The 21,801-nt window shown below is 59.6% G+C and carries 23 protein-coding genes; 12 read left to right on the forward strand and 11 right to left on the reverse strand.

Annotated features, from left to right (window positions below; translation table 11 throughout):
* Window positions 1–41: 41 nt before the first annotated feature.
* Window positions 42–617, reverse strand: coding sequence for a GDP-mannose pyrophosphatase NudK (gene nudK, locus IT763_RS17050; RefSeq protein ID WP_016926753.1), 576 nt, complete (start codon window positions 615–617; stop codon window positions 42–44).
* 358 nt (window positions 618–975) lie between these two features.
* On the opposite strand from nudK, the gene narQ reads away from it, so the two are divergent.
* Complete coding sequence (gene narQ, locus IT763_RS17055) at window positions 976–2,652, forward strand: nitrate/nitrite two-component system sensor histidine kinase NarQ (protein ID WP_016926752.1); 1,677 nt, start codon at window positions 976–978, stop codon at window positions 2,650–2,652.
* A gap of 161 nt (window positions 2,653–2,813) precedes the next feature.
* The gene (locus IT763_RS17060; protein ID WP_004941753.1) at window positions 2,814–3,446 is read left to right on the forward strand and encodes a response regulator; all 633 of its coding nucleotides are present in this window, start codon (window positions 2,814–2,816) and stop codon (window positions 3,444–3,446) included.
* A gap of 32 nt (window positions 3,447–3,478) precedes the next feature.
* Here the strand turns inward: IT763_RS17060 and IT763_RS17065 are convergent, their stop codons facing one another.
* Window positions 3,479–3,757: a helix-turn-helix domain-containing protein gene (locus tag IT763_RS17065; RefSeq protein ID WP_016926751.1), complete on the reverse strand. Its 279-nt coding sequence runs from the start codon at window positions 3,755–3,757 to the stop codon at window positions 3,479–3,481.
* 292 nt (window positions 3,758–4,049) lie between these two features.
* Here IT763_RS17065 and acrD point away from each other — a divergent pair, with 292 nt between their 5' ends.
* A complete protein-coding gene (acrD, locus tag IT763_RS17070; protein ID WP_206194868.1) occupies window positions 4,050–7,187 on the forward strand; it encodes a multidrug efflux RND transporter permease AcrD in 3,138 nt (1,045 codons plus the stop codon).
* Between the two features lie 126 nt (window positions 7,188–7,313).
* Here the strand turns inward: acrD and ypfM are convergent, their stop codons facing one another.
* Window positions 7,314–7,373: a protein YpfM gene (gene ypfM, locus IT763_RS23485; protein WP_100396732.1), complete on the reverse strand. Its 60-nt coding sequence runs from the start codon at window positions 7,371–7,373 to the stop codon at window positions 7,314–7,316.
* 216 nt (window positions 7,374–7,589) lie between these two features.
* Here ypfM and IT763_RS17080 point away from each other — a divergent pair, with 216 nt between their 5' ends.
* Both IT763_RS17080 and IT763_RS17085 read left to right on the forward strand, forming a co-directional pair.
* Window positions 7,590–8,069 (forward strand): tetratricopeptide repeat protein, encoded by a 480-nt coding sequence (locus tag IT763_RS17080; RefSeq protein ID WP_206194869.1) that lies wholly within the window; start codon window positions 7,590–7,592, stop codon window positions 8,067–8,069.
* A gap of 9 nt (window positions 8,070–8,078) precedes the next feature.
* Window positions 8,079–8,510 (forward strand): GNAT family N-acetyltransferase, encoded by a 432-nt coding sequence (locus tag IT763_RS17085; protein ID WP_004941740.1) that lies wholly within the window; start codon window positions 8,079–8,081, stop codon window positions 8,508–8,510.
* A gap of 7 nt (window positions 8,511–8,517) precedes the next feature.
* On the opposite strand, the gene IT763_RS17090 is transcribed toward IT763_RS17085, so the two are convergent.
* Complete coding sequence (locus IT763_RS17090) at window positions 8,518–8,928, reverse strand: GNAT family N-acetyltransferase (RefSeq protein ID WP_049300039.1); 411 nt, start codon at window positions 8,926–8,928, stop codon at window positions 8,518–8,520.
* Between the two features lie 546 nt (window positions 8,929–9,474).
* Between IT763_RS17090 and IT763_RS17095 the strand changes: the two genes are divergently transcribed.
* From IT763_RS17095 to IT763_RS17115, 5 genes are all read left to right on the forward strand, one after another.
* Window positions 9,475–10,026, forward strand: a complete 552-nt coding sequence (locus IT763_RS17095; RefSeq protein WP_004941733.1) for a LuxR C-terminal-related transcriptional regulator — start codon at window positions 9,475–9,477, stop codon at window positions 10,024–10,026.
* Window positions 10,027–10,279: 253 nt separating this feature from the next.
* Window positions 10,280–10,666 carry an ArsC family reductase gene (locus IT763_RS17100; protein WP_004941730.1) on the forward strand — a complete coding sequence of 129 codons (387 nt, stop codon included), beginning with the start codon at window positions 10,280–10,282 and terminating at the stop codon, window positions 10,664–10,666.
* Entirely contained in the window at window positions 10,663–11,790 is a 1,128-nt protein-coding gene (gene dapE, locus IT763_RS17105) for a succinyl-diaminopimelate desuccinylase (protein WP_016926745.1), read from the forward strand. The genes IT763_RS17100 and dapE overlap by 4 nt, the downstream gene beginning before the upstream one ends.
* Window positions 11,787–12,461 (forward strand): M15 family metallopeptidase, encoded by a 675-nt coding sequence (locus tag IT763_RS17110; protein ID WP_016926744.1) that lies wholly within the window; start codon window positions 11,787–11,789, stop codon window positions 12,459–12,461. The genes dapE and IT763_RS17110 overlap by 4 nt, the downstream gene beginning before the upstream one ends.
* A gap of 2 nt (window positions 12,462–12,463) precedes the next feature.
* The gene (locus IT763_RS17115; RefSeq protein ID WP_004941720.1) at window positions 12,464–12,649 is read left to right on the forward strand and encodes a YpfN family protein; all 186 of its coding nucleotides are present in this window, start codon (window positions 12,464–12,466) and stop codon (window positions 12,647–12,649) included.
* A 30-nt stretch (window positions 12,650–12,679) separates the two neighbouring features.
* On the opposite strand, the gene ypfH is transcribed toward IT763_RS17115, so the two are convergent.
* The 6 genes from ypfH to dapA form a co-directional block, all read right to left on the reverse strand.
* The gene (gene ypfH, locus IT763_RS17120) at window positions 12,680–13,369 is read right to left on the reverse strand and encodes an esterase (RefSeq protein WP_016926743.1); all 690 of its coding nucleotides are present in this window, start codon (window positions 13,367–13,369) and stop codon (window positions 12,680–12,682) included.
* 120 nt (window positions 13,370–13,489) lie between these two features.
* Window positions 13,490–15,502, reverse strand: coding sequence for a tRNA(Met) cytidine acetyltransferase TmcA (locus IT763_RS17125; protein WP_049299946.1), 2,013 nt, complete (start codon window positions 15,500–15,502; stop codon window positions 13,490–13,492).
* Window positions 15,503–15,558: 56 nt separating this feature from the next.
* Window positions 15,559–16,428: a neutral zinc metallopeptidase gene (locus IT763_RS17130; RefSeq protein WP_048325299.1), complete on the reverse strand. Its 870-nt coding sequence runs from the start codon at window positions 16,426–16,428 to the stop codon at window positions 15,559–15,561.
* A gap of 209 nt (window positions 16,429–16,637) precedes the next feature.
* Window positions 16,638–17,351, reverse strand: coding sequence for a phosphoribosylaminoimidazolesuccinocarboxamide synthase (gene purC, locus IT763_RS17135; protein WP_004941708.1), 714 nt, complete (start codon window positions 17,349–17,351; stop codon window positions 16,638–16,640).
* A 170-nt stretch (window positions 17,352–17,521) separates the two neighbouring features.
* On the reverse strand, window positions 17,522–18,574 hold the full coding sequence (gene bamC, locus IT763_RS17140) for an outer membrane protein assembly factor BamC (RefSeq protein WP_015378707.1): 1,053 nt from the start codon (window positions 18,572–18,574) through the stop codon (window positions 17,522–17,524).
* A gap of 16 nt (window positions 18,575–18,590) precedes the next feature.
* Complete coding sequence (gene dapA / locus IT763_RS17145; protein ID WP_029988781.1) at window positions 18,591–19,472, reverse strand: 4-hydroxy-tetrahydrodipicolinate synthase; 882 nt, start codon at window positions 19,470–19,472, stop codon at window positions 18,591–18,593.
* Window positions 19,473–19,582: 110 nt separating this feature from the next.
* Here dapA and IT763_RS17150 point away from each other — a divergent pair, with 110 nt between their 5' ends.
* Window positions 19,583–20,188: a glycine cleavage system transcriptional repressor gene (locus IT763_RS17150; RefSeq protein ID WP_369783268.1), complete on the forward strand. Its 606-nt coding sequence runs from the start codon at window positions 19,583–19,585 to the stop codon at window positions 20,186–20,188.
* Window positions 20,189–20,190: 2 nt separating this feature from the next.
* Window positions 20,191–20,655 carry a thioredoxin-dependent thiol peroxidase gene (gene bcp, locus IT763_RS17155; protein WP_015378709.1) on the forward strand — a complete coding sequence of 155 codons (465 nt, stop codon included), beginning with the start codon at window positions 20,191–20,193 and terminating at the stop codon, window positions 20,653–20,655.
* A gap of 44 nt (window positions 20,656–20,699) precedes the next feature.
* Here bcp and IT763_RS17160 read toward each other — a convergent pair whose 3' ends face one another.
* Window positions 20,700–21,776, reverse strand: coding sequence for an AI-2E family transporter (locus tag IT763_RS17160; RefSeq protein ID WP_015378710.1), 1,077 nt, complete (start codon window positions 21,774–21,776; stop codon window positions 20,700–20,702).
* Between the last annotated feature and the right edge of the window lie 25 nt (window positions 21,777–21,801).

Here is a 21,801-nt window from a genome sequence, read left to right on the forward strand (position 1 = left end):
CGCAAGCCGATAAAAAAGCCGGTCATCATGACCGGCTTTTTTTATTCCATCACCCGATGAATCTGCAAATACTGCAGCAGCATGATGGTCTTGCCGTCTTTAATGCGGCCATCGGCAATCATCGCCACCGCGTCGCTGAACGGCAGTTCGATCACTTCGATATCTTCATCTTCAATGCCGCCGCCGGCCGCGCGCCGCTCATCGTCATGGTATTCGGCGATAAAGAAGTGCACGATCTCGGTCACGCCGCCCGGCGACATGTAGGCTTCGAAGATTTTCTTGACCTCGCCCACCTGAAAACCGGTCTCTTCCACCGCTTCGCGGCGCGCGCACTGCTCCGGCGAATCGGCGTCCAGCAGGCCGGCGCAGGCCTCAAGCAGCATGCCGCTTTCGTTGCCGTTGACGTAGGTCGGCATGCGGAACTGGTTGGTCAGCACCACCGTGCCCTTGGCGCGGTTGTACAGCAAAATGGTGGCGCCGTTGCCGCGATCGTAAACCTCGCGCATCTGTTGCACCGAACCGCCGTTTTTGCGTTTCAGATCGAACGTGTACTTGTGCAGCACATACCAGTTGTCCGACAACAGCTCTTTCTTCACATTCTCAATTTTCGACGACATGACCCTTTTTCCTTGAGTTGCAACGTGAAAATCATACCGCGATTACGCTGCGCCGCAGCAGACGATTTGCAACAAAAATCACAACGCCTCTCCGGGCAAACCAGGATTAAAAAGACATCGTGGGCAGACGCATAATCTGACAGACGAATCGCATCCGCAAAGACAAATCCTCAGTGGAAACCGGGCGGCGGCTGAACATCGGCGGGCATTTCGCTATTCATTTGATTACACGACGACAATTGTTCCCGTTTTGTTGACAACTTGATACAAATCGCGGTGCAATTTAGTTGCAAAAGTTATAGTTTTGCTTTCGAATGAAACTGGCGCAGCCCTCACCTGAGAGAAAAGGATTCCGTGATTGCTTGTTAAACGTTCCGTGACCGGCAGCCTGGCCAGGGCGCTGTTCGGCATCGTGATACTGTCGGTGCTCGCCACCGGGTTGGCGTTGACGACCGTCGCCGGCAGCCAGAGCGATGCCGAGGCGATCAACATCGCCGGTTCGCTGCGCATGCAAAGCTACCGCCTGGCCTTTGATCTCGATCGACAGAGCCCGGAGCTGGAGCTGCACCTGCAGCAGTATCGGCAATCTTTGCAGGCGCCGGCGCTGCAAAAGCTGGCGCGCTTTTACGTCCCGGCCGAGGTGCGCAACCACTATCTGGCGCTGCAACGAACATGGCAAGCGATGGAGCGGCAGATCCGCGACGGGCAGGCCGCCGCCTACCGGGCGGAGGTCGCCGGCTACGTCAACCGCGTCGATCATTTTGTTTCCGCTCTGCAGCGTTATTCCGAGTTGAAACTCACCCTGGTGGCCGCCGTCAGCGTACTGGGCTACGCCGCCATCATCGGCCTGGTGCTGTTCTGCATCCGCTTTATGCGCCGCCAGGTGGTCACGCCGCTGCAGCACCTGGTCGACGCCAGCCAGCGCGTGCAACAGCGCGACTTTCGCCACCCGCAGCTGGACGTGGCGCTGCCGAACGAGCTCGGCGTGCTGTCGCAAACCTTCAGCGCCATGTCGGACGAGCTGGCCCGGCTCTATCAGTCGCTGGAGCTGAAAGTGCAGGAAAAAACCCAGCGCCTGCAGCAGGCCAACGAAACGCTGGAGGTGCTGTATCGCTGTTCACAGGCGCTGAGCGTGCGCCAGATCGATCAGCAGGCATTCGAGAATGTGCTGCGCATCGTGCGCCAAAGCGAACGACTGCGCTGCATCCGGTTGAACGTGGCGGACGATCATGGTCAGTGGCAACTGAACGAAGGAGAGCCGGCGCCGGCGCAAACCTGGAGCGCGCTGCCGATCACCCAAGGCGATAAACTGTTGGGTGAATTGCGATGGCAGCCCGAAGCGCAGCCGCCGCATCCTCACCTGATGCAGAGCCTGGCCAACATGCTGGGGCGCGGCGTCTACTTCAACCGGGCGCAAAAGCAGCACCAATATCTGCTGTTGATGGAAGAGCGTGGGACCATCGCCCGCGAGCTGCACGATTCGCTGGCGCAGACGCTGTCGTTCCTGCGCATCCAGCTGACGCTGCTCCGGCGCGCCGCCGACGATCCGGCGGCGCAGACGATTATCGACGATTTCGATCGCACGCTGGCCGATGCCTATCGCCAGCTGAGGGAATTGCTGGCCACCTTCCGCCTCAACATTCAGGAGGCGGATCTGAATGCCGCGCTGGAGCAACTGTTGCAGCCATTAAAGGCGCTAACCCCCGCGCGGATTCAGTTACACTGTCGGCTGCCCTCGCAGGCGCTCAACGCCCAGCAGCAGGTGCACGCGCTGCAGATCGTGCGCGAGGCGGTGCTCAATGCCGTCAAGCACGCAGGAGCGAGCGAGATCGCGGTGTGTTGCGAGGTCAACGCCGCAGGCGACAACGTATTCAGCATTACCGACGACGGTTGCGGCATCGCCAGTCTGGAAGAACCGGAAGGGCATTACGGCTTGACCATCATGAGCGAACGCGCGGCGCGACTGGGAGGAACGCTGCGCATCCGGCGCAGAAGCCGCGGCGGCACGGCGGTCTGCCTGACATTCTCGCCCTGACCTTGCGGCTGTTCACTCTGCGTTACGGTTGCCGCCGGGCAGAAGGCCGCCCGGAGAGGTTTGCGGTGCAGAATGCCGCTATTTTTGAAGATACAGTCCCACTGTGAAGCACGCCTCCGGGCGCGTTTGAGTGGCTTTACTTGCTACAGGGAGCATTTTTCATGGTGATGAAGCAATACCGAGTCATGATCGTTGACGATCATCCGTTGATGCGGCGCGGCATCAAACAACTGCTGGGACTGGATGCGCGATTTGGCGTGGTGGCGGAGGCCGGCAACGGCAGCGAGGCGGTTGCGCTGGCGCTGCAGCACGCGCCGGACGTGATCTTGTTGGATCTGAACATGAAGGGCATGTCCGGGCTGGATACGCTGCGGGCTCTGCGCGACGAAGGCGTGGACGCACGCATCATCGTGCTGACGGTCTCCGACGCGCGCAGCGATCTGTATGCGCTGATCGACGCCGGCGCCGACGGCTATCTGCTGAAAGACAGTGAACCGGAGCAGCTGCTGGAACACATCAGCGCCGCCGCCGAGGGGCAAAACGTGATCAGCGACGCCATGGCCGACTATTTGCTGGCGCGCAGCGAGCAGCGCGATCCCTTCACCGCCTTGACCGAACGCGAACTGGACGTCTTGCAAGAGGTGGCGCGCGGCCTGTCCAACAAACAGGTGGCGGCGCAGTTGCATATCTCTGAAGAAACCGTGAAGGTGCACATCCGCAACATACTGCGCAAGCTGGACGTGCGTTCTCGCGTGGCGGCGACGGTGATGTACCTGGAGTACAAAAGCCACTGATCGCCCCGCCCCGGCCAATACGCCGGGGCCGCCTACTCGATGGCGCCGAGCAGCGCCTGATGATGCTGATGCACCCAGCTCTTGTTGAACGGCCCCCAGCTTTCCAACTGATAAAAACCGTCGTTGTTGCGCACGCCCTGCTGCACGAACTGCAGCTCGACGCCCATGCCGGGCAGCGCCTTCAGCACATCCTGCAACGTGCGGCGCGGCCAACCGGTCAGCGCCATCAACCGCGGCACATTGGGCCGTTCACTGTGGCTGATCAGCCAGCATAAATAAAGCCGACGGGCAAATACCGGGTTAATTCCCATGCCAAGCTCCTGCTGTAAGGTGAATCCAGTTTTTACTTTCGGTTGCCTGCGGCGAAGATATGCGCAAGGCCTTTGATAGTAATAAAAATGTCTTAATAGCGTACAATTATCGACACCGGGGCACCCACGCCGTTTCCCGCTACCGTTATTTACACTATCTCCTTTTTTTCTCCACGCTTTCCTCGACTATCCCGAGTAAAGTGCAATAGCGCCGGAATCCTTCCCTGCCGCTGAAATGCATATTTCCGATGCGTTTTAAAGATAGAACAAGTCATAACGAGGTTCGCGCTGCATGGCCAATTTTTTTATTGATCGCCCGATTTTCGCCTGGGTGCTGGCAATTATTCTTTGCCTGACCGGGGCATTGGCGATTTTTTCTTTACCGGTAGAACAATACCCGAATTTGGCGCCGCCGAACGTGCGCATCAGCGCAACTTATCCAGGCGCCTCGGCGCAAACGCTGGAAAACACCGTCACGCAGATCATTGAACAGAATATGACCGGCCTCGACAACATGATGTATATGTCGTCGCAGAGCACCAATACCGGCCAGGCGACCGTCACGCTGACGTTCGAAGCCGGCACCGATCCCAACGAGGCGATGCAGCAGGTGCAAAACCAGCTGCAGGCGGCGATCAAACGTTTGCCGCAGGCGGTGCAGAATCAAGGGGTCACGGTCTCGAAATCCGGCGACACTACGCTGATGATGGTGGCGTTCGTCTCCACCGACAACAGCATGGACAAGCAGGACATCGCCGATTACATCGTCTCCAACCTGCAGGATCCGCTCAGCCGCATCAACGGCGTCGGCAGCATGGACGTGTATGGCTCACAATACGCCATGCGCATCTGGCTCGATCCCAACAAGCTCAACAGCTATCAGCTCACGACCCAGGACGTGGTCAAGGCCATTCAGTCGCAGAACGCCCAGGTGGCGGTCGGCCAGTTGGGCGGCACGCCGTCGGTCGATAAACAGGCGCTGAACGCCACCATCAACGCCCAGTCGCAGCTCCAGACGCCGGAACAGTTCCGCCAGATCACCCTGCGGGTCAATCAGGACGGTTCGCTGGTGACGCTGGGCAACGTCGCCACCGTTGAGTTGGGCGGCGAGAACTACAACTACCTCAGCCGCTACAACGGCATGCAGGCCGCCGGCATGAACATCAAGCTGGCCTCCGGCGCCAACGAACTGCAGACCGACCAGTTGGTGAAGGACAAGATCGCCGAGCTGTCACAATACTTCCCGCACGGGCTGGAGGCCAAAGTGGCCTATGAAACCACCCCGTTCGTCAAAGCCTCGATCAAGGACGTGGTGAAAACGCTGCTGGAGGCCATCCTGCTGGTGTTCCTGGTGATGTATCTGTTCCTGCAGAACTTCCGCGCCACGCTGATCCCCACCATCGCCGTGCCGGTGGTGCTGATGGGCACTTTCGCCATCCTCTCCGCCTGCGGCTTCAGCATCAACACCCTCACCATGTTCGCCATGGTGCTGGCGATCGGCCTGCTGGTGGACGACGCCATCGTGGTGGTGGAGAACGTCGAGCGCGTGATGAGCGAGGAAGGCTTGCCGCCGCGAGAGGCCACGCGCAAATCCATGGGGCAAATCCAGAGCGCGCTGGTCGGCATCGCCCTGGTGCTGTCGGCGGTGTTCGTGCCGATGGCGTTCTTCGGCGGCACCACCGGCGCCATCTATCGCCAGTTCTCCATCACCATCGTCTCCGCCATGGTGCTGTCGGTGCTGGTGGCGATGATCCTGACCCCGGCCCTGTGCGCCACGCTGCTCAAACCGATCGCCAAAGGGCACCATCACGGCAAGCGCGGCTTCTTCGGCTGGTTCAACCGCATGTTCAACCGCAATGCCGATCGCTATGAGCGCGGCGTGGGGCGCATTCTGCACGCCAGCGGCCGCTACATGGTGATTTATCTGCTGTTGCTCGGCGGCATGGCGCTGCTGTTCATCAAGCTGCCGACCTCGTTCCTGCCGCAGGAAGACCGTGGCATCTTCACCGTACAGGTGCAGTTGCCGGCGGGCTCGACCCTGCAGCAAACCTCCAAAGTGGTGGAAAAGGTCGAGCGGTACTTCCTCACCGAAGAGAAACAGGACGTTTTGTCGGTGTTCGCCATCATCGGCTCCGGGCCCGGCGGCAACGGCCAAAACGTGGCGCGCCTGTTCGTGCGGCTGAAAGACTGGGATCTGCGCACCTCGGGTGCCAACAGCTCGTTCGACATCATCGATCGCGCCACGCTGGCATTCAACAAGATTAACGAAGCCCGGGTGATCGCCAGCAGCCCGCCGGCGATCACCGGTCTCGGCAACTCCTCCGGCTTCGACATGGAATTGGAAGACCACGCCGGGCTCGGCCACGCCAAACTGATGGCGGCGCGCGATCAATTGCTGCAGCTGGCGGCGCAAAACCCGCTGCTGTCGCGCGTGCGCCACAACGGCCTGGACGACAGCCCGCAGCTGCAAATCGATATCGATCAGCGCAAGGCTCAGGCGCTGGGCGTATCGATCGACGACATCAACAATACCCTCTCCACCGCCTGGGGCTCGACCTACGTCAACGACTTCGTCGACCGCGGGCGGGTGAAAAAAGTCTACGTGCAGGCCGCGGCGCCGTTCCGCATGCTGCCGGATGACATCAACAAATGGTATGTGCGCAACAGCGCGGGCGGCATGGTGCCGTTCTCGGCCTTCGCCAGCTCGCACTGGGAGTATGGTTCGCCACGGCTGGAGCGCTATAACGGCAGTTCGGCGCTGGAGATCGTCGGCGAGGCGGCCAACGGCGTCAGCACCGGCACCGCCATGGCGGAAATGGAAAAACTGGTCAGCCAACTGCCGACCGGTTTCGGGCTGGAATGGACGGCGATGTCCTATCAGGAACGGCTGTCCGGCTCGCAGGCGCCGGCGCTGTACGCCATCTCGCTGCTGGTGGTGTTCCTGTCGCTGGCGGCGCTGTACGAGAGCTGGTCGATACCGTTCTCGGTGATGCTGGTGGTGCCGCTGGGGGTGATCGGCGCGGTCGCCGCCACCTGGCTGCGCGGTCTGGAGAACGACGTCTATTTCCAGGTTGGCCTGTTGACCATCATTGGGCTGTCGGCGAAAAACGCCATTCTGATCGTCGAGTTCGCCAATGAGCTGAACCATAAAGGGCAGGATCTGATGTCGGCGACGCTCGACGCGTCCCGCATGCGCCTGCGGCCGATCCTGATGACCTCGCTGGCGTTCATCTTCGGCGTGCTGCCGATGGCTACCAGCAGCGGCGCCGGTTCCGGCAGCCAGCATGCGGTCGGCACCGGGGTGATGGGCGGCATGATCTCCGCCACCCTGCTGGCGATTTTCTTCGTGCCATTGTTCTTTGTGCTGGTTCGCCGCCGTTTCCCGGGTAAAGCGCATCCGGCAGGCAATACGCCGGCCACCGGGGACTGATCCGCGAGATATAAAAAAAGCAGCGTCGGGTTACCGATGCTGCTTTATTTCGAACGAAAATCTCGTTCCCAAGGTGTTTCAGTGACTTTCCAATGACTCAACCTTGCCATCTGCTTCAACGCTGTGTCAGTTGCCCAACATCTCATCAATGAAGTCTTTCCAGTTTCCTAATTCACGATCAACCATAATACTTTACAACCTCAATTATTTGACGAAGCGGATTCTACGCCTGTTTTTTGACCATGTGAAGGGAAACGGGAACGATGCCGGGCTCGGAAACCGGGCTTAGCGCACATTTTCGTATTTATCTGATCAATGTTCAGTGCAGCTATTCCCTTGTGATATCAATTTCTCCACGATAGCGTGTAAAAGGTATAAAAATACGCCAATGGAGCCCAGATCATGTCCACTTCTTTGTCTCTCTTAGAGTTAAAAACGCAGGGCCGCTATCAAGAGGCGACCGCGCTGGCGCTAAGGCAACTGGCGGCAGAGCCGGAAGCGGCAACGCTGCACTTTCAGCTGGCCTGCCTGTATGACGTACAGGGCCTGGAGCAACAGGCCATTCCCTGTTACCTCGCGGCGTTGGCTCGCGATTTGCCGCCCGCCCAACGCCGCGAGGCCTGGCTGGGTCTCGGCAGCACCTACCGCGCCCTGGGAGAATATTCGGCGTCGCTACGGGCTTTCGACGACGGCCTGGCCGAGTTCCCGCAGGCCAACGAGCTGATGCTGTTTCGCGCCATGGCGCTGTACAACCTGGGTGAAAATAAACGGGCCGTGACCGATCTGTTGCTGCTGCTGGCGGACACCTCGTCAGACCCCGACATCCGCGGTTATCAACGCGCCATTCGGCACTATGCCGCCGATCTCAGTCTTATCGGTTAGAGGAAAACGATGGAAATTATCACCGATCCGAGCCGCCGCGCCATCGACTGGCAGCGGCTGTGTGAATTGCTGGAGGCCGCCGGGCTGGGCAAGCGCGATCCGCACACCTTGCGGCGCGTTTACCAACACAGCCAGTTTTGCTATTGGGGTTTTATCGGCGACGAGTTGATCGCCACTGCACATGCCATCAGCGATCTGACATCGGTCGCCTACCTGGCGGACGTGGCGATCGATCCGCGCTTTCAGGGACAAGGGCTGGGGCGCAGGTTGATGGATCGGGTGATGCAAGATCTGGCGCCGCTCGGCAAGATTTTCATCTATTCGGTGCCGGAAAAGCTGGCCTTCTATAAAAAGTACGGCTTTCACGATTTGACCACCGGCATGGTGTATGCGGACGGCGCTGCGCTGCAGCGCCTGCAACAAGGAGGCTACGTGCGTTAAACGCGCATCACAAGGTTTTGCTCATAAAGATACGGCGAGTTCCCGGCGGCAAGCAAGGCACTTCACCCATACGCTGCCAGCCATGCCGTTGATAAAAATCCGGCGCCTGAAAGCTGATAGTGTACAACACGGCGGAAAGGCAACCGCGCCGGCGGCCTTCCTGCTCGAAACGGCGCAACAGTTCGCTGCCCAACCCCGCGCCGCGCAGCGCTTCCGGCAGATAAAAGAGCTCGAGAAACAGCAGCCCTAACGATGAGCGTCCGGTAATCCCTCCCAGAACTTCCCCACTGTCGGGATCTCTTACCACCACCGCCAGCGGCAGACGATCGCCGTAGCCGATATGTTGATCGTTAAAACGATCCAATCCCTCCGCGATACAGGACGTTATTTCCTGCGTTACCCGCTCGGAAATTTCGATATGACATTTTTTCTCGCCGGCTCTCCGGATCAATCATCCATGTTCACACTCTGATTACAGCTTAAAACATCGCAGTTTCTTTGTTTAGAATTATCTTTGTCTCAATTTCAACGTTAATTTTTTCATGACCTCAGCGCCGACTCTGGTGACGTTCAAAATAAAGCCACTCATCGTGATAAAACCAAGAAAAATCTTAGTTATTAATTCGTTAAGCCCAAAAAGCCACCTTTAAATGATCGTCAAAACCGATCATTTTACATATTTTGATAGCCTTTATCTATGTTAATTCCTTTTAATTACCGCGGTATTAATAGAAGATGTCTATTCTATTAACCTTACCTTGCTTAAAAATTCGGTTGAAAAAAAGATTTACTCTTTATAAATCATGCTAGTATATAACCTTCCCTTCAAAGCTCGCGCCCAGATAACGCTCATTCATTTGCGGCGCAAGAAAAGTTCAACATGCAATTATTTGGATTATTTCTTTTTTTATGTTTTAAGATAGCCATCCTCACCGGGAAATAAAAAGTAAAGGATTATAATAAAATGGAAATTGATATTTTCAGCGAGTGTGCTTATACCACCGTCGGCATCCGACAACTCATTAACCAAACCTGGGCGGAAAAACGCGCGCCGGCCGGCTTTAGCCGCAGAAGGGTCTGCTTTATCGATGTCACCATCGCCAACTTTGAAGCGCGTTACCGCGATGAATATGCCAACCCCAATACCTACAAAATAATCATTATCACCGACTGTCTGCATGAGATGGTGATTGTCGACAATAAGACCATTATATTATCAAACCTTATATCATTGAGCCGCTTCAGCCACCTGATCGGCGACTTATATAAGCGTTACAGTCACTATACCGAGCCGCCGCAACTCTCTCAGCGCGAATCGCATTTTCTCTCGGAGTGGTCGACGGGAAAATCGCTGGCCGACATCAGCAATGCCATGAATATCAGAAATAAAACCGCCAATCATTACAAATCACGAATCATGAAAAAACTCGGCACCAGCAGGATAAAACCACTGTTGCATATTACCCGCGTACGGTGTTTGACCGAGCGTTTAAACATAAGGATCAATAAAGATTAGTTCTCTCTCCCCCGCGCCGCATTGGCGGCAGAACGCGTTCGCCGGCGTCTTTTAACAGCGCCGCCGGCGAAGATCGCCGTTTCATCAATTTGCCAACCTCTCTCCCTGGCGCCCAATCGTCTCTCGCGCGCATCGTTGTCTGGATCTCGCCGCCGCTTTACTGGCATTATCTCTGCTATCGCCGGGCGGCGAGAAGGCCTAAGACCGCGCCCGCCGCTCAGTATCGACTCGACGAGACAGGTAGCTTTACGCCATGGCAAATAAACCGCAACAGACAACGCTGACGATGTACGGCATCAAAAACTGCGACACCATCAAAAAAGCCCGCCGCTGGCTGGAAGATCAAGGCATAGCCTATCATTTTCACGACTACCGCGCCGACGGCCTGACCGAACAGCAACTGCGCGGTTTCGTCGCGCAACTGGGTTGGGAGCCGCTGCTCAATACCCGCGGCACCACCTGGCGCAAGCTGGATGAAGCTCAGCGCAACGCCTGTGATAACGCCGACGCCGCCATCGCGCTGATGCTGGCGCAGCCGGCAATCATTAAACGTCCGCTGCTGGACGACGGCAACGGCCACGCTCTGCTCGGTTTCAACGCCGACGCTTACCAACAATTTATCGCCGAGGTTGCCGTATGACTTGCCCGGTTATCGAACTGGCCCAGCAGTTGATCAAACGCCCTTCCCTCAGCCCGAATGACGAAGGCTGCCAGCAGCTGATGATCGACCGTCTGCAGGCGATCGGTTTCACCGTCGAAGCCATGGACTTCGAAGACACCCAAAACTTCTGGGCCTGGCGCGGCGAAGGGCAAACCCTGGCGTTTGCCGGGCACACCGACGTAGTGCCGACCGGCGATGAAACACGCTGGGAAAACCCGCCGTTTGAACCGGCGATCCGCGACGGCATGCTGTATGGCCGTGGCGCGGCGGACATGAAAGGCTCATTGGCCGCAATGGTGGTGGCCGCGGAACGCTTTGTCGCCGCCAACCCGAATCACCGGGGCCGCCTGGCATTTCTGATCACTTCAGATGAAGAAGCCAGCGCCACTCACGGCACGGTTAAAGTGGTCGAAGCGCTGATGGCGCGCAACGAGCGGCTGGATTACTGCCTGGTCGGCGAGCCGTCCAGCACCGAACGCGTCGGCGACGTGGTGAAAAACGGCCGTCGCGGCTCCATCACCGCCAACCTGCATATCCACGGCGTACAGGGGCACGTCGCCTATCCGCATTTGGCGGACAACCCGGTGCACCGCGCCATGCCGGCGCTGAATGAACTGGTGGCGATCGAATGGGATCGCGGCAACGAGTTCTTCCCGCCGACCAGCATGCAGATCGCCAACGTGCAGGCCGGCACCGGCAGCAACAACGTGATCCCGGGCGATCTCTACGTGCAGTTCAACTTCCGGTTCAGCACCGAACTGACCGACGCGATGATCAAGCAGCGCGTGGAAGAGCTGCTGGAACGCCATCAGTTGAATTACAGCATCGAATGGCGGCTGTCCGGTCAACCGTTCCTCACCTCGCGCGGCGCGCTGGTGGATGCGGTGGTCAACGCCGTCGAGCACTATTCTGAATTGACGCCGCAGCTGCTGACCACCGGCGGCACCTCCGACGGCCGCTTCATCGCGCAGATGGGCGCGCAGGTGGTGGAACTGGGGCCGGTTAACGCCACCATCCACAAGGTCAACGAATGTGTCAACGCCGCGGATCTGCAGCTGCTGAGCCGCATGTATCAACGCATCATGGAGCAATTGGTCGCATGATCAACGCAGAGATGCTCACCGGCCGCTCAACCGAACACCTGGCGCCGCTGAGCGGCAACCACCGCCTGCAGCCGCAGGCGGTCAACGCCTTCCTGGCGATGCAGCAGGCGGCGCGTGAGGCGGGATTCGATCTCCAGCCCGCCAGTACCTTCCGCGATTTCGACCGTCAGTTGGCGATTTGGAATGGCAAATTCTGCGGCCAGCGGCCAGTATTAGATAAGGACAGCCAACCGATCGACGTCGCGCCGCTGTCCGCCGCCGAGCGCTGTGAGGCGATCCTGCGCTGGTCAGCCTTGCCTGGCGCCAGCCGCCATCACTGGGGCAGCGATTTGGACGTGTACGATCCGTCGCTGTTGCCGGAAGGGCAAAAGCTGCAGCTGGAGCCGTGGGAATATGAAGAAGGCGGGTACTTTGCGCCACTCAACCAGTGGCTGACGGCGCATATGGCCGAGTTCGGTTTCTATCGCCCCTTTACCGAAGACAGCGGCGGCGTGGCGGTGGAGCCGTGGCATCTGAGCTACCGGCCGCTGGCGCAAGAGGCCGAACATTTGCTGACCCCGGCGCTGTTGCTGGCGGCCTGGCATGATAAGGAGGTCGCCGGTGCCGAATGGCTCGAACGCCATCTGCCCTCGATTTTTTCGCGTTTTATACGCAGTGAAGGAAAGGAGTAGCTATGCAATGGTTAGCTGATTACTGGTGGATTATCCTGCTGGTTCTGGTGGGGATGGTCGTCAGCGGCATCAAGGAACTGCGCCGCGTCGACGTGAAAAGCTATCTGGCCAACAAGCCGGAGATACCGCCGCACCGCGACAACAACGCCCAGTGGGATGACGAAGACGACTGGCCGAAAAAGAAATGACATCAGGGCGCTCATCGGCGCCCTGAGTTTTCAGCGAAAGGCGATCAGCTCGCCGCGCTTGCCGGACAATGCCTCGTCCCAGTAGCGCTGCGGCACGTAATAATGCAGCCTTTCCAGCGCGGCGTTCATCATGCCCTGGTTGATTGCGTGCCCGACGTTTTCCTCCACGTCCAGCGTGAAATCGGCGCCGCCGGCCCGTAACGCTTCCGCCGCCGCGTGAGCGTGCTGCACCGCGATCACCGCGTCCTCTTCACCGTGGATCAAATGCACCACGCTGTCGCCGAAAGCCTGCTCAGGCAACTGGGCGAAACGCCCGCTGAACGCGACCACGCGCCCGGCCAGTCGGGTTTCCGCTTTTAACGCTTCCAGCGCCATGATCGCCCCCTGCGAGAACCCCACCAGCGCCGTGCCGGCATAGCCTACGCCGCTCAACTGCTGCCAATGGCGCACCACCGCCACAAACTGCGGCATCACGGCTGCGATGCGGGCCGCGCGGTTCTCTTCGGTCACGTCCTGCACCGAAAACCACTGGCGCCCGGCGCCGTTGCCAAACGCTTCGGGGCCACCGATGCTTACCACCTGTGCCTGAGGAAACTCTTTGGCGAAGTAACTGCCGATCTCCCCCATCGCCACCGGGTTGTCGCCGACACCGTGAAACAGCAAGATCAGCTGCGCCGCCGGGGTCGCCGGGCTTTGGACAACGAAATGCTCATGTTTCATCGATGACTCCTTAGTTGTAACCAGACCTGGTGCGGCGACAGTCGCCGCCGCACCGCTGACAGTGACTATACGCCGTTGAGAAATCGGGAAAATCGGGTTTTATTGAGCGAGTTATTCAATTTATTGCAACGACTGCGCCCAGTCGCGCCAGTAGCGGCAGTGCTGCGCATTCAGCTGTTCCAGCGCCTGCGCCGTTTCGTGCCGCCAGTAGCGCAGCAAGGCTTTCTGGCCGCTTACGCCCGCCTGCTCCACGCAGGCCGCCGGGGATTGCCGCCGCTGCAGATGGCCGCGCAGCGCGGACAGCGGCAGACTGCTGGCCAACAGCAAACGCTGCAATGCCCCCAGGCTGGCCTCCAGCGGCCGATGGGCGAAAGCGAACCCGGCAAGCTCGCGCCAGTCCTCTTCGCCGAGCGACGTATCGCCGTCGTCGCCCGGGATCGCCAGCGTCAGCTCGATACGCTGCCGCAGCCAGGGCCAGTCACGCGCCAGGTGCTTGTGCGCCGCATGCCGCAGCGCCTCCCCTTGCTCGCTCAGGGGCAAGATAGCCATCGCGGTATAGCAGCCGCTGCTGGCCTCCGGCTTGCTGCCGATGCGCACCAGCTCGAAACCGCAGGATTGCCAAAAGCGCCACAGCGGCTCGGTATAGCCGAAGCTGACCGACAGGAAGTCCAGACCCTGCGCCTGGCAGCGTTGCCGCTCGACCAGCTGACGCGCGATACCCTGCCGCCGCAGCGCCGGCAGCGTCGCGATGCGGGTAATGCGCCGTGACCGCAGCGTCGGCGCCCACCACTGGCCGCCATGCGCCGCCAGCGACTGCGCCACCAGGTTGCCGCGCGGCCGGCGGCGGCCGGCCCACACGTCGTGCGCCAACTCGGCGCTCAAGCCGCCTTCTTCCGCCAGCCACACGGCGCCGACCACTTCCTGTCCGGCCTGCGCCAGCCCGAAATGCATGCCTGGCGCATCCATCAGCCGGCGTAAGTCCAGCGGCGAGGTGCGGTAATGCGCGCTGCTCAGCAGAGCATAGAAACGCGCCAGCCGCTGCGGATCGGCGCACAGTTCACGCTGTTCCGCCTGGCTGTAATCGATCGCCTGGCCGTCCGCCGGCCAGGCGGGCAGCTCGTTGAACAACAGCGCATTGTCCGTTATCCGTTCCAGCGCATCCCCCTGCGCCCAGCGCATCGGCTGTTGCAGGCTCAACGCCTGATAGGACGGCAGCCCGGCGCAAAACTTCAGCAGAAAACCGCGGCCGGTGCCTTCATAGCCCTGCACCGTGGTGGTCAACAGCACGCGAGGAAAATAACCGATCAACTGCTGCAACAGCGGCGCGGGGATCGCCGCCGCCTCATCCACCAGCAGCCAGCCCACCTCACTGACGTCGCCTTCCCGGCACTGCGCCAGCAAGGCATCGGGCGCCCAAAACTGCGCGCGCCCCTGCGCCCATTCCCCGGCCACCTCAGTGGCGGCGCGGCTCGGCCCGGTGATCCAGCAAGTCAGCGGCGACTGCGCCACCAGCATGCCGGCCAGCGTCGATTTGCCGCGGCCACGGGCGGCGGTCAGCACCCACACGCCGGACTCGGCCTGCAGCAGCGCCGTCAAGATCGCCTGTTGTTCCTCGGTCGGGCGGCCATCCGGCGGCTGCCACCCCTCACGCGCCGGCAGCGCGGCCAGCGTCAGGGGCTCATCCTGCCGCCAGATCGTCACTTCGCTGTCATCGGCCAGATGCTGCTGCAGATGATGAATGAAATGCGGCGTGGTGATCGGCTGCGGACAATCGCTCCAGCGCAGACTGTCGCCGTCCGGCAACTGAGGCCATTGCCGCCAGGGCGGCGTCAACAGCAGCAGCCAACTGCCGGCGCGCAATGCGCCGCACAGCGCCGCCAACGCCTCCACGTCCAGCGACTGACCGGCGTCGAACACTGCGTGCAGCCGCTCCTGCCCCAGCAATTGGCGCACCGCGCGGCTCGGCAAAGCCGTCAGGCCGGGCGGCGGGTTTTCCCCCACCCACGGCCAGTCGCCCGGCAGCGTCGCCGCCAGCCGCTGCGCCTGTTCGCGGCACCAGTCAGGTTCACCGCTGAGCACCAGCAGGCGTCGGATGCCCTGCCGCCGCATGAGTTGTTGCGCTGCCTGTAACATAAGGCTGTATCTCAATCCGAAAAAAATGCCGGAGTCAGGCTCCGGCACTTGAGGCGTTAACGGGATGCAAAGGTATTGCAGGTATTGGGATCGCCGCTGTCGAAGCCTTGTTTAAACCAGGTGTAGCGCTGCTGCGAGGTGCCGTGAGTGAAGCTGTCCGGTACAACGCGGCCCTGGCTCTGCTGCTGCAACCGATCGTCGCCAATCGCCTGCGCGGCGTTCAGCGCCGCCTGCAGGTCGCCCTCTTCCAGCATCTGCTGCTTCTCGGCGTATTTACCCCACACGCCGGCGAAGCAGTCCGCCTGCAGCTCCATTTTCACCGACAGGCGGTTCACTTCCGCCTGGCTGGCGCCTTGCTGCATCTGGCGCACCTTCGGCTCGATGCCCAACAGGTTCTGCACGTGGTGGCCGACTTCGTGCGCCACCACATAGGCCTGAGCGAAATCACCGCCGGCGCCCAGTTTGGTCTTCATGTCCTGATAGAAAGACAGATCGATATACACCGTTCTGTCGCCCGGGCAGTAGAACGGCCCCATCGCCGACTGACCGGTGCCGCAGCTGGTGCGCGTCACGCCGCGATACATCACCAGCTTCGGCGGTTGATAGGTTTTGCCCATGCGCTGGAAAATCTCTTTCCAGTTGTCCTCGGTCGAAGCCAGCACCACCGAGGTGAATTTGGCCAGCTCATCGTCTTTCGGACTGATGCTGGCGCTCTGTTGTTGACCCTGCGGCGCGACGTTACCGCCGTTCAACAGCGGCGACAGATCGATGCCGTAATAACCGGCCACCAGCACCACCACCAGAATGACGATGCCGCCCTTGCCGCCCACCGGCACGCGGAAACCGCCGCCACCGCCGCCCAAACCTGAAGACTGCCCGCGACGATCCTCAACATTGTCACTTTCCCGACGCCCTTGCCAACGCATAAATACACTCCAGATATTTCCCCTGCTCGTTGAAGTTGCGCCGCGATCGTAAGCGCAAAGGCAGCTTCAAGCCTGAGTGGGATAGGTTTTAGTCATCTCGCATCCATCATTATAAATGGTCTGCCGCGGAGGAAATGTAGAAATTTTCTGGAAAAACGCAGAATAGCGGGACGATCCGGCCGGATCGCCCCGAATGGCGGTGCCGACGCTTAGTCGAGTTTCACGCCGATGCGGCGCGCCACTTCTTCGTAGGCTTCGATCAGGCCGCCCAGGCTTTGACGGAAACGGTCTTTGTCCATCTTGTCCAGGGTGTTTTTGTCCCACAGGCGGCTGCCGTCCGGCGAGAACTCATCGCCCAGCACCACTTCGCCGTTGAACAGACCGAACTCCAGTTTGAAGTCGACCAGGATCAGGCCGGCGTCGTCGAACAGCTGGGTCAACACGTCGTTGGCGCGGTAGCTCAGCTCGCGCATGCGCGCCAGATGCTCTTTGCTCACCCAGCCAAAGGTTTCGCAGTAGGATTCGTTCACCATCGGATCGTGCATGGCGTCGTTTTTCAGGAACAGATCGAACAGCGGCGGGTTCAGCACCAGGCCTTCTTCGATGCCCAGACGCTTCACCAGCGAACCGGCGGCGCGGTTGCGGATCACGCACTCCACCGGCACCATGTCCAGCTTCTTCACCAGCACTTCGTTGTCGGACAGCAGACGCTCCATCTGGGTCGGGATGCCGGCTTCTTCCAGTTTGCTCATGATGAAATGGTTAAACTTGTTGTTCACCATGCCTTTGCGATCGAACTGCTCAATGCGCTGACCATCCAGTGCTGACGTATCGTTGCGGAACTCCAACACCAACAGATCGGGATTCTCGGTGGTGTAAACGGTTTTTGCCTTTCCGCGATACAGCTCAGCTAGCTTTTGCATCTTACTTACTCCAGTGATGTATCCCCGTTGTCTCCCGAGCGCGGCCCGAAATTAGGGGGTATAGAATTGACCTAATGAATTCTTTGGCGTGCCGGACACTATTGTGCCAAACCTGCGACGCAAACGATACCGTATAGACAAAACAAAAAGGGGCCGAAGCCCCTTTTTGATTAGTTAACGCTGGTTTTGCTGAAGGCTGACTGGAATGCCGCCACCAGTGCGTCGTTTTTCGACTGGGTGAGCGGTTTGCCTTTCGGATCGATGAATTGCAGGCTGGTGCGGTTGTTGAGATCGCCGACCTGCAGTTTGTAATCGCCTTCCGTCAGTTCAGGATCCTTGACGCCCAACGCATCCCAATCGCTGCTGCTCAGGGACTTGTAGGTCACGGCGACGGTGCCCTGCGGACGGCTGCGGTCACCCACTTTCATCCCCAGTTTTTCGAGCGCCGGCGGCAGGCGATCCCACACTACGGTGTACGGGCCGCGCACCACCAGCATCGGCAGGCCGGTGTCATCGGCGCCGCTCTGCACGTCCAGCGCGCCGAAGCGGCTGGCCGTCTGGCTGCTCGCCAGGTTATCCTGCTTGTCCAGGCCTTCGATCAGGGTGTTGATCATCATGCCGTTGTAGCGCTGGATCTCAGACTGATCGGTCACCTGCTCGGTCTTGCCCTGCTGCTGCAGGCCAACGCTTTTCACCACCAGCGCCTGCTGGTAGCCCTGCTGCTGCACGCTGATCTGATAACGGCCTTCGTACTGGTTGTCTTCGTCCAGACGGTTCCACTTCACCCAGTCGGTGGTCAGGGTCTGACCGGCGTCCTGGCGGGAAGCGATCGCGATGTTCTTCGCCTGCAGCAGGCTGACCACGCGCGACCACAGGTTCTGGTTCTGCGGGCTGTTTTCCAGCAGCAGCGTGCCGCTGTCGCCGGCATATTGCGCGCGCGAACCGCTCAGCAGCGCCAACGGCTGCACCGGCGGACGAATGTCCAGCTGCTTGCCGACGTTGCCTTGCACCGTTGTGGCCGGCACGTCATAGTTGCCGCTCTGCACCGGCAGGATCATGCCGGACGGCGCGTTCAGCGCCTTGAGCGGAGCCGCGTCGAGGTAGGCCTCGTCGCCGCTGACCTGGCGCTTGTAGCGCTGATCGCTGCTGCAGGCTGCCAGCATCATCACCAATGAGATGCCCACTACTTTTGCTACCGTCGACTTTTGCAATGAATAAGCCATCAAATTTCCCTTAGAGTTACAGCAAACCGACGCTTTTCAGCGCGCGCTCCACCACCGGGCGGGCGGCTTCGCTCAACGGCGTCATCGGCAGACGCAGCGTATCGGTTGCCATCAATCCCAACGCCTTACAGGCCCACTTCACCGGAATTGGGTTTGCTTCTACAAATAGATCCTGATGCAACGGCATCAAGCGCTGATTTAAGCGGCGCGCTTCGGCAAATTTGCCCTGCGCCGCCAGCGCGCAAAGTTGCGCCATCTCGCGCGCGGCCACGTTGGCCGTCACGGAAATCACCCCTTTGCCGCCCAGTTGCATGAAGTCCAGCCCGCTGGCGTCGTCGCCGCTCAGCAAAATGAAATCTTCATCGTCAACCAGCACTTGGATCTGACTAACGCGACTTAAGTTCCCCGTCGCTTCTTTTACAGCAACAATATTCTTGATTTTCGCCAGCCGAGCGATGGTCGGCGGCAGCATGTCGCAGCCGGTGCGCGAAGGCACGTTATACAGGATCTGCGGCAGTTCGGTGCTCTCGGCGATCGCCTTGAAGTGCTGATACAGCCCTTCCTGCGTCGGCTTATTGTAGTACGGCGTCACCGTCAGGCAGCCCACCACGCCGGTGTTGGCGAAGCGGGTGGTGAGCGCGATGGCTTCGGCGGTGGCGTTGGCGCCGGTGCCGGCGATCACCGGAATGCGGCCGTCGGCCAACTCCAGCGTCTGCAGCACCACGTCAACGTGCTCGTCATGGGCAAGCGTTGCGGACTCGCCGGTGGTCCCTACGGAAACGATCGCCGCGGTGCCACTGGCTACATGATAATCGATCAATTTTTTCAGGCTCGCGCGATCGACAGCACCTTTGTCGTCCATCGGCGTAACCAGTGCAACAATACTTCCCGTAAACATTGGCCGTCCCCTCCACAAACAAGTCACTCATGGTACTTTTGCTGCCTATCCAAAAGCAAGCGCACAACCGCGTTGTAAGCGCTTGGCAGGCGGTTTTTTTTATGTTTACCATGGTAACCCCATTGAGCACGACAGGAAGCGCTATTTTGCCTCAGTCAGACGAACACTATCTCGTGATTACCGCGCTCGGCGCCGACCGCCCCGGAATCGTCAATACCATCACCCGCCACGTCAGCAGTTGCGGATGCAATATCGAAGATAGCCGTCTGGCCATGCTGGGAGAGGAGTTCACGTTCATCATGCTGCTGTCCGGCAGCTGGAACGCCATCACCCTGATCGAATCCACCCTGCCGCAAAAAGGCGCGGAGCTGGATCTGCTGATCGTGATGAAGCGCACAAACTCGCACGAAAGGCCGCCGATGCCGGCCACGGTGTGGGTGCAGGTGGAAGTGAAGGACTCGCCGCACATCATCGAACGCTTTACCGATTTGTTCGACTCCAGCCAGATGAATATCGCCGAACTGGTCTCACGCACGCAGCCGGCGGACGGCGACCTGCCGCCGCAGCTGTATATCCAAATCACCGCCCACAGCTCCGGCGATCGGGACGCCTCAAATATTGAGCAAGCCTTCCATCGCCTATGTACAGAATTGAACGCGCAAGGCAGTATTAGCGTGGTGAACTATCCACAGCATGACGAGAAAGATGGAGAGTAGTGATGAGCCCATTGAAAGCCGGTGACACAGCGCCGAAATTTAGTTTGCCTGACCAGGACGGTGAGGAAATTAATTTGGCCGACTTCCAGGGACAGCGAGTATTGGTCTATTTTTATCCGAAGGCGATGACGCCGGGCTGCACCGTGCAAGCCTGCGGCCTGCGGGACAACATGGACGAATTAAAAAAGGTCGGCGTCGAAGTGCTGGGCATCAGCACCGACAAACCGGAAAAACTGTCGCGCTTCGCCGAAAAGGAGCTGCTCAACTTCACGCTGTTGTCTGATGAAGATCATCAGGTGTCACAACAGTTTGGCGTGTGGGGCGAGAAAACCTTCATGGGCAAGACCTACGACGGCATTCACCGCATCAGCTTCCTGATCGATGCCAACGGCAAGATTGAAAAAGTGTTTGATGATTTCAAAACCACCAATCACCACGACATCGTTCTGAACTACCTGCAGCAGTAATTCTCACGAAGCGCAGCGGCCTGCTGCGCTTCGTTTCTTCCCTGTCAGTCGGCCTTGTCTTCCACCTCGACCCGCAGTTCATCCGGCCAGGCATGGATCACCGCCTTCACCAGCGTCGCCAGAGGTATGGCAAAAAACACGCCCCAAAAGCCCCACATCCCGCCGAACACGATCACCGACAGGATAATCACCAGCGGATGCAGGTTGACCGCTTCGGAGAACAAAATGGGCACCAACAGGTTGCCGTCCAGCCCCTGCACCACCAGATAGGCGACGATCAGCGTCCAAAAATCGGCGCCGACGCCCCACTGGAACAGCGCCACCACTACCACCGGTATGGTGACCAGCACCGCGCCGATGTAGGGGATCAGCACCGAGAACCCCACCAGCACCGCCAGCAGCAGCGAGTAGCGCATGTCCAGCACGGCGAACACCAGGTAGGTCGCCACGCCGACAATCACCATCTCCAGCACTTTGCCGCGAATATAGTTGGTGATCTGCTGATTCATCTCGTTCCAGACCTGCCCCGCCAGGCCGCGATTGCGCGGCAGCACGCGGCGCACCGCGTTCAGCAGCTGTTCTTTGTCCTTCAGCAGGAAGAACATCATCATCGGCACCAGGATCAGATAGATAGCCAACGTCAGCAGGCCGACCAGCGACGCCAGCGAGAATTTCACCACCGATTCGCCCATGCCGGACAACCGGCTGCGCAGGTTTTCCGCCATCATGTCGATGATGCCGGCATCCACCAGCGCCGGATAACGCTTCGGCAGCGTCGCGGCGAAGTTATAGAACTGATTGAGCATGCCCGGCAGATCGCTCATCAGATTGATGCCCTGCTGCCAGGCGGTCGGCGCGACGACGAACACCAGCAGCATGGCGACGCCCGAGAACACCAGCAGCATGATGCTCGCCGCCCAGGTGCGCGAACAGCCGATGCGCTGCAGGCGCGCGGTCGGCCACTCGAGCAGATACGCCAGCACGATGGCAACCAGCAACGGGGTCAGAATGCCGTGCAAAAAATAGAGAATAAGGAACCCGGCAACCAGGATCACCAGCAGCGCGATGGCCTGAGGATCGGTGAAGCGGCGGCGGTACCACTGTAATAACATCTCCAGCATCAGAGCGGGCTCCTTGAGATTTGGC

The organism is Serratia sp. CMO1 (genome assembly GCF_015689115.1).
Taxonomy (GTDB): Bacteria; Pseudomonadota; Gammaproteobacteria; order Enterobacterales; family Enterobacteriaceae; genus Serratia; species Serratia marcescens.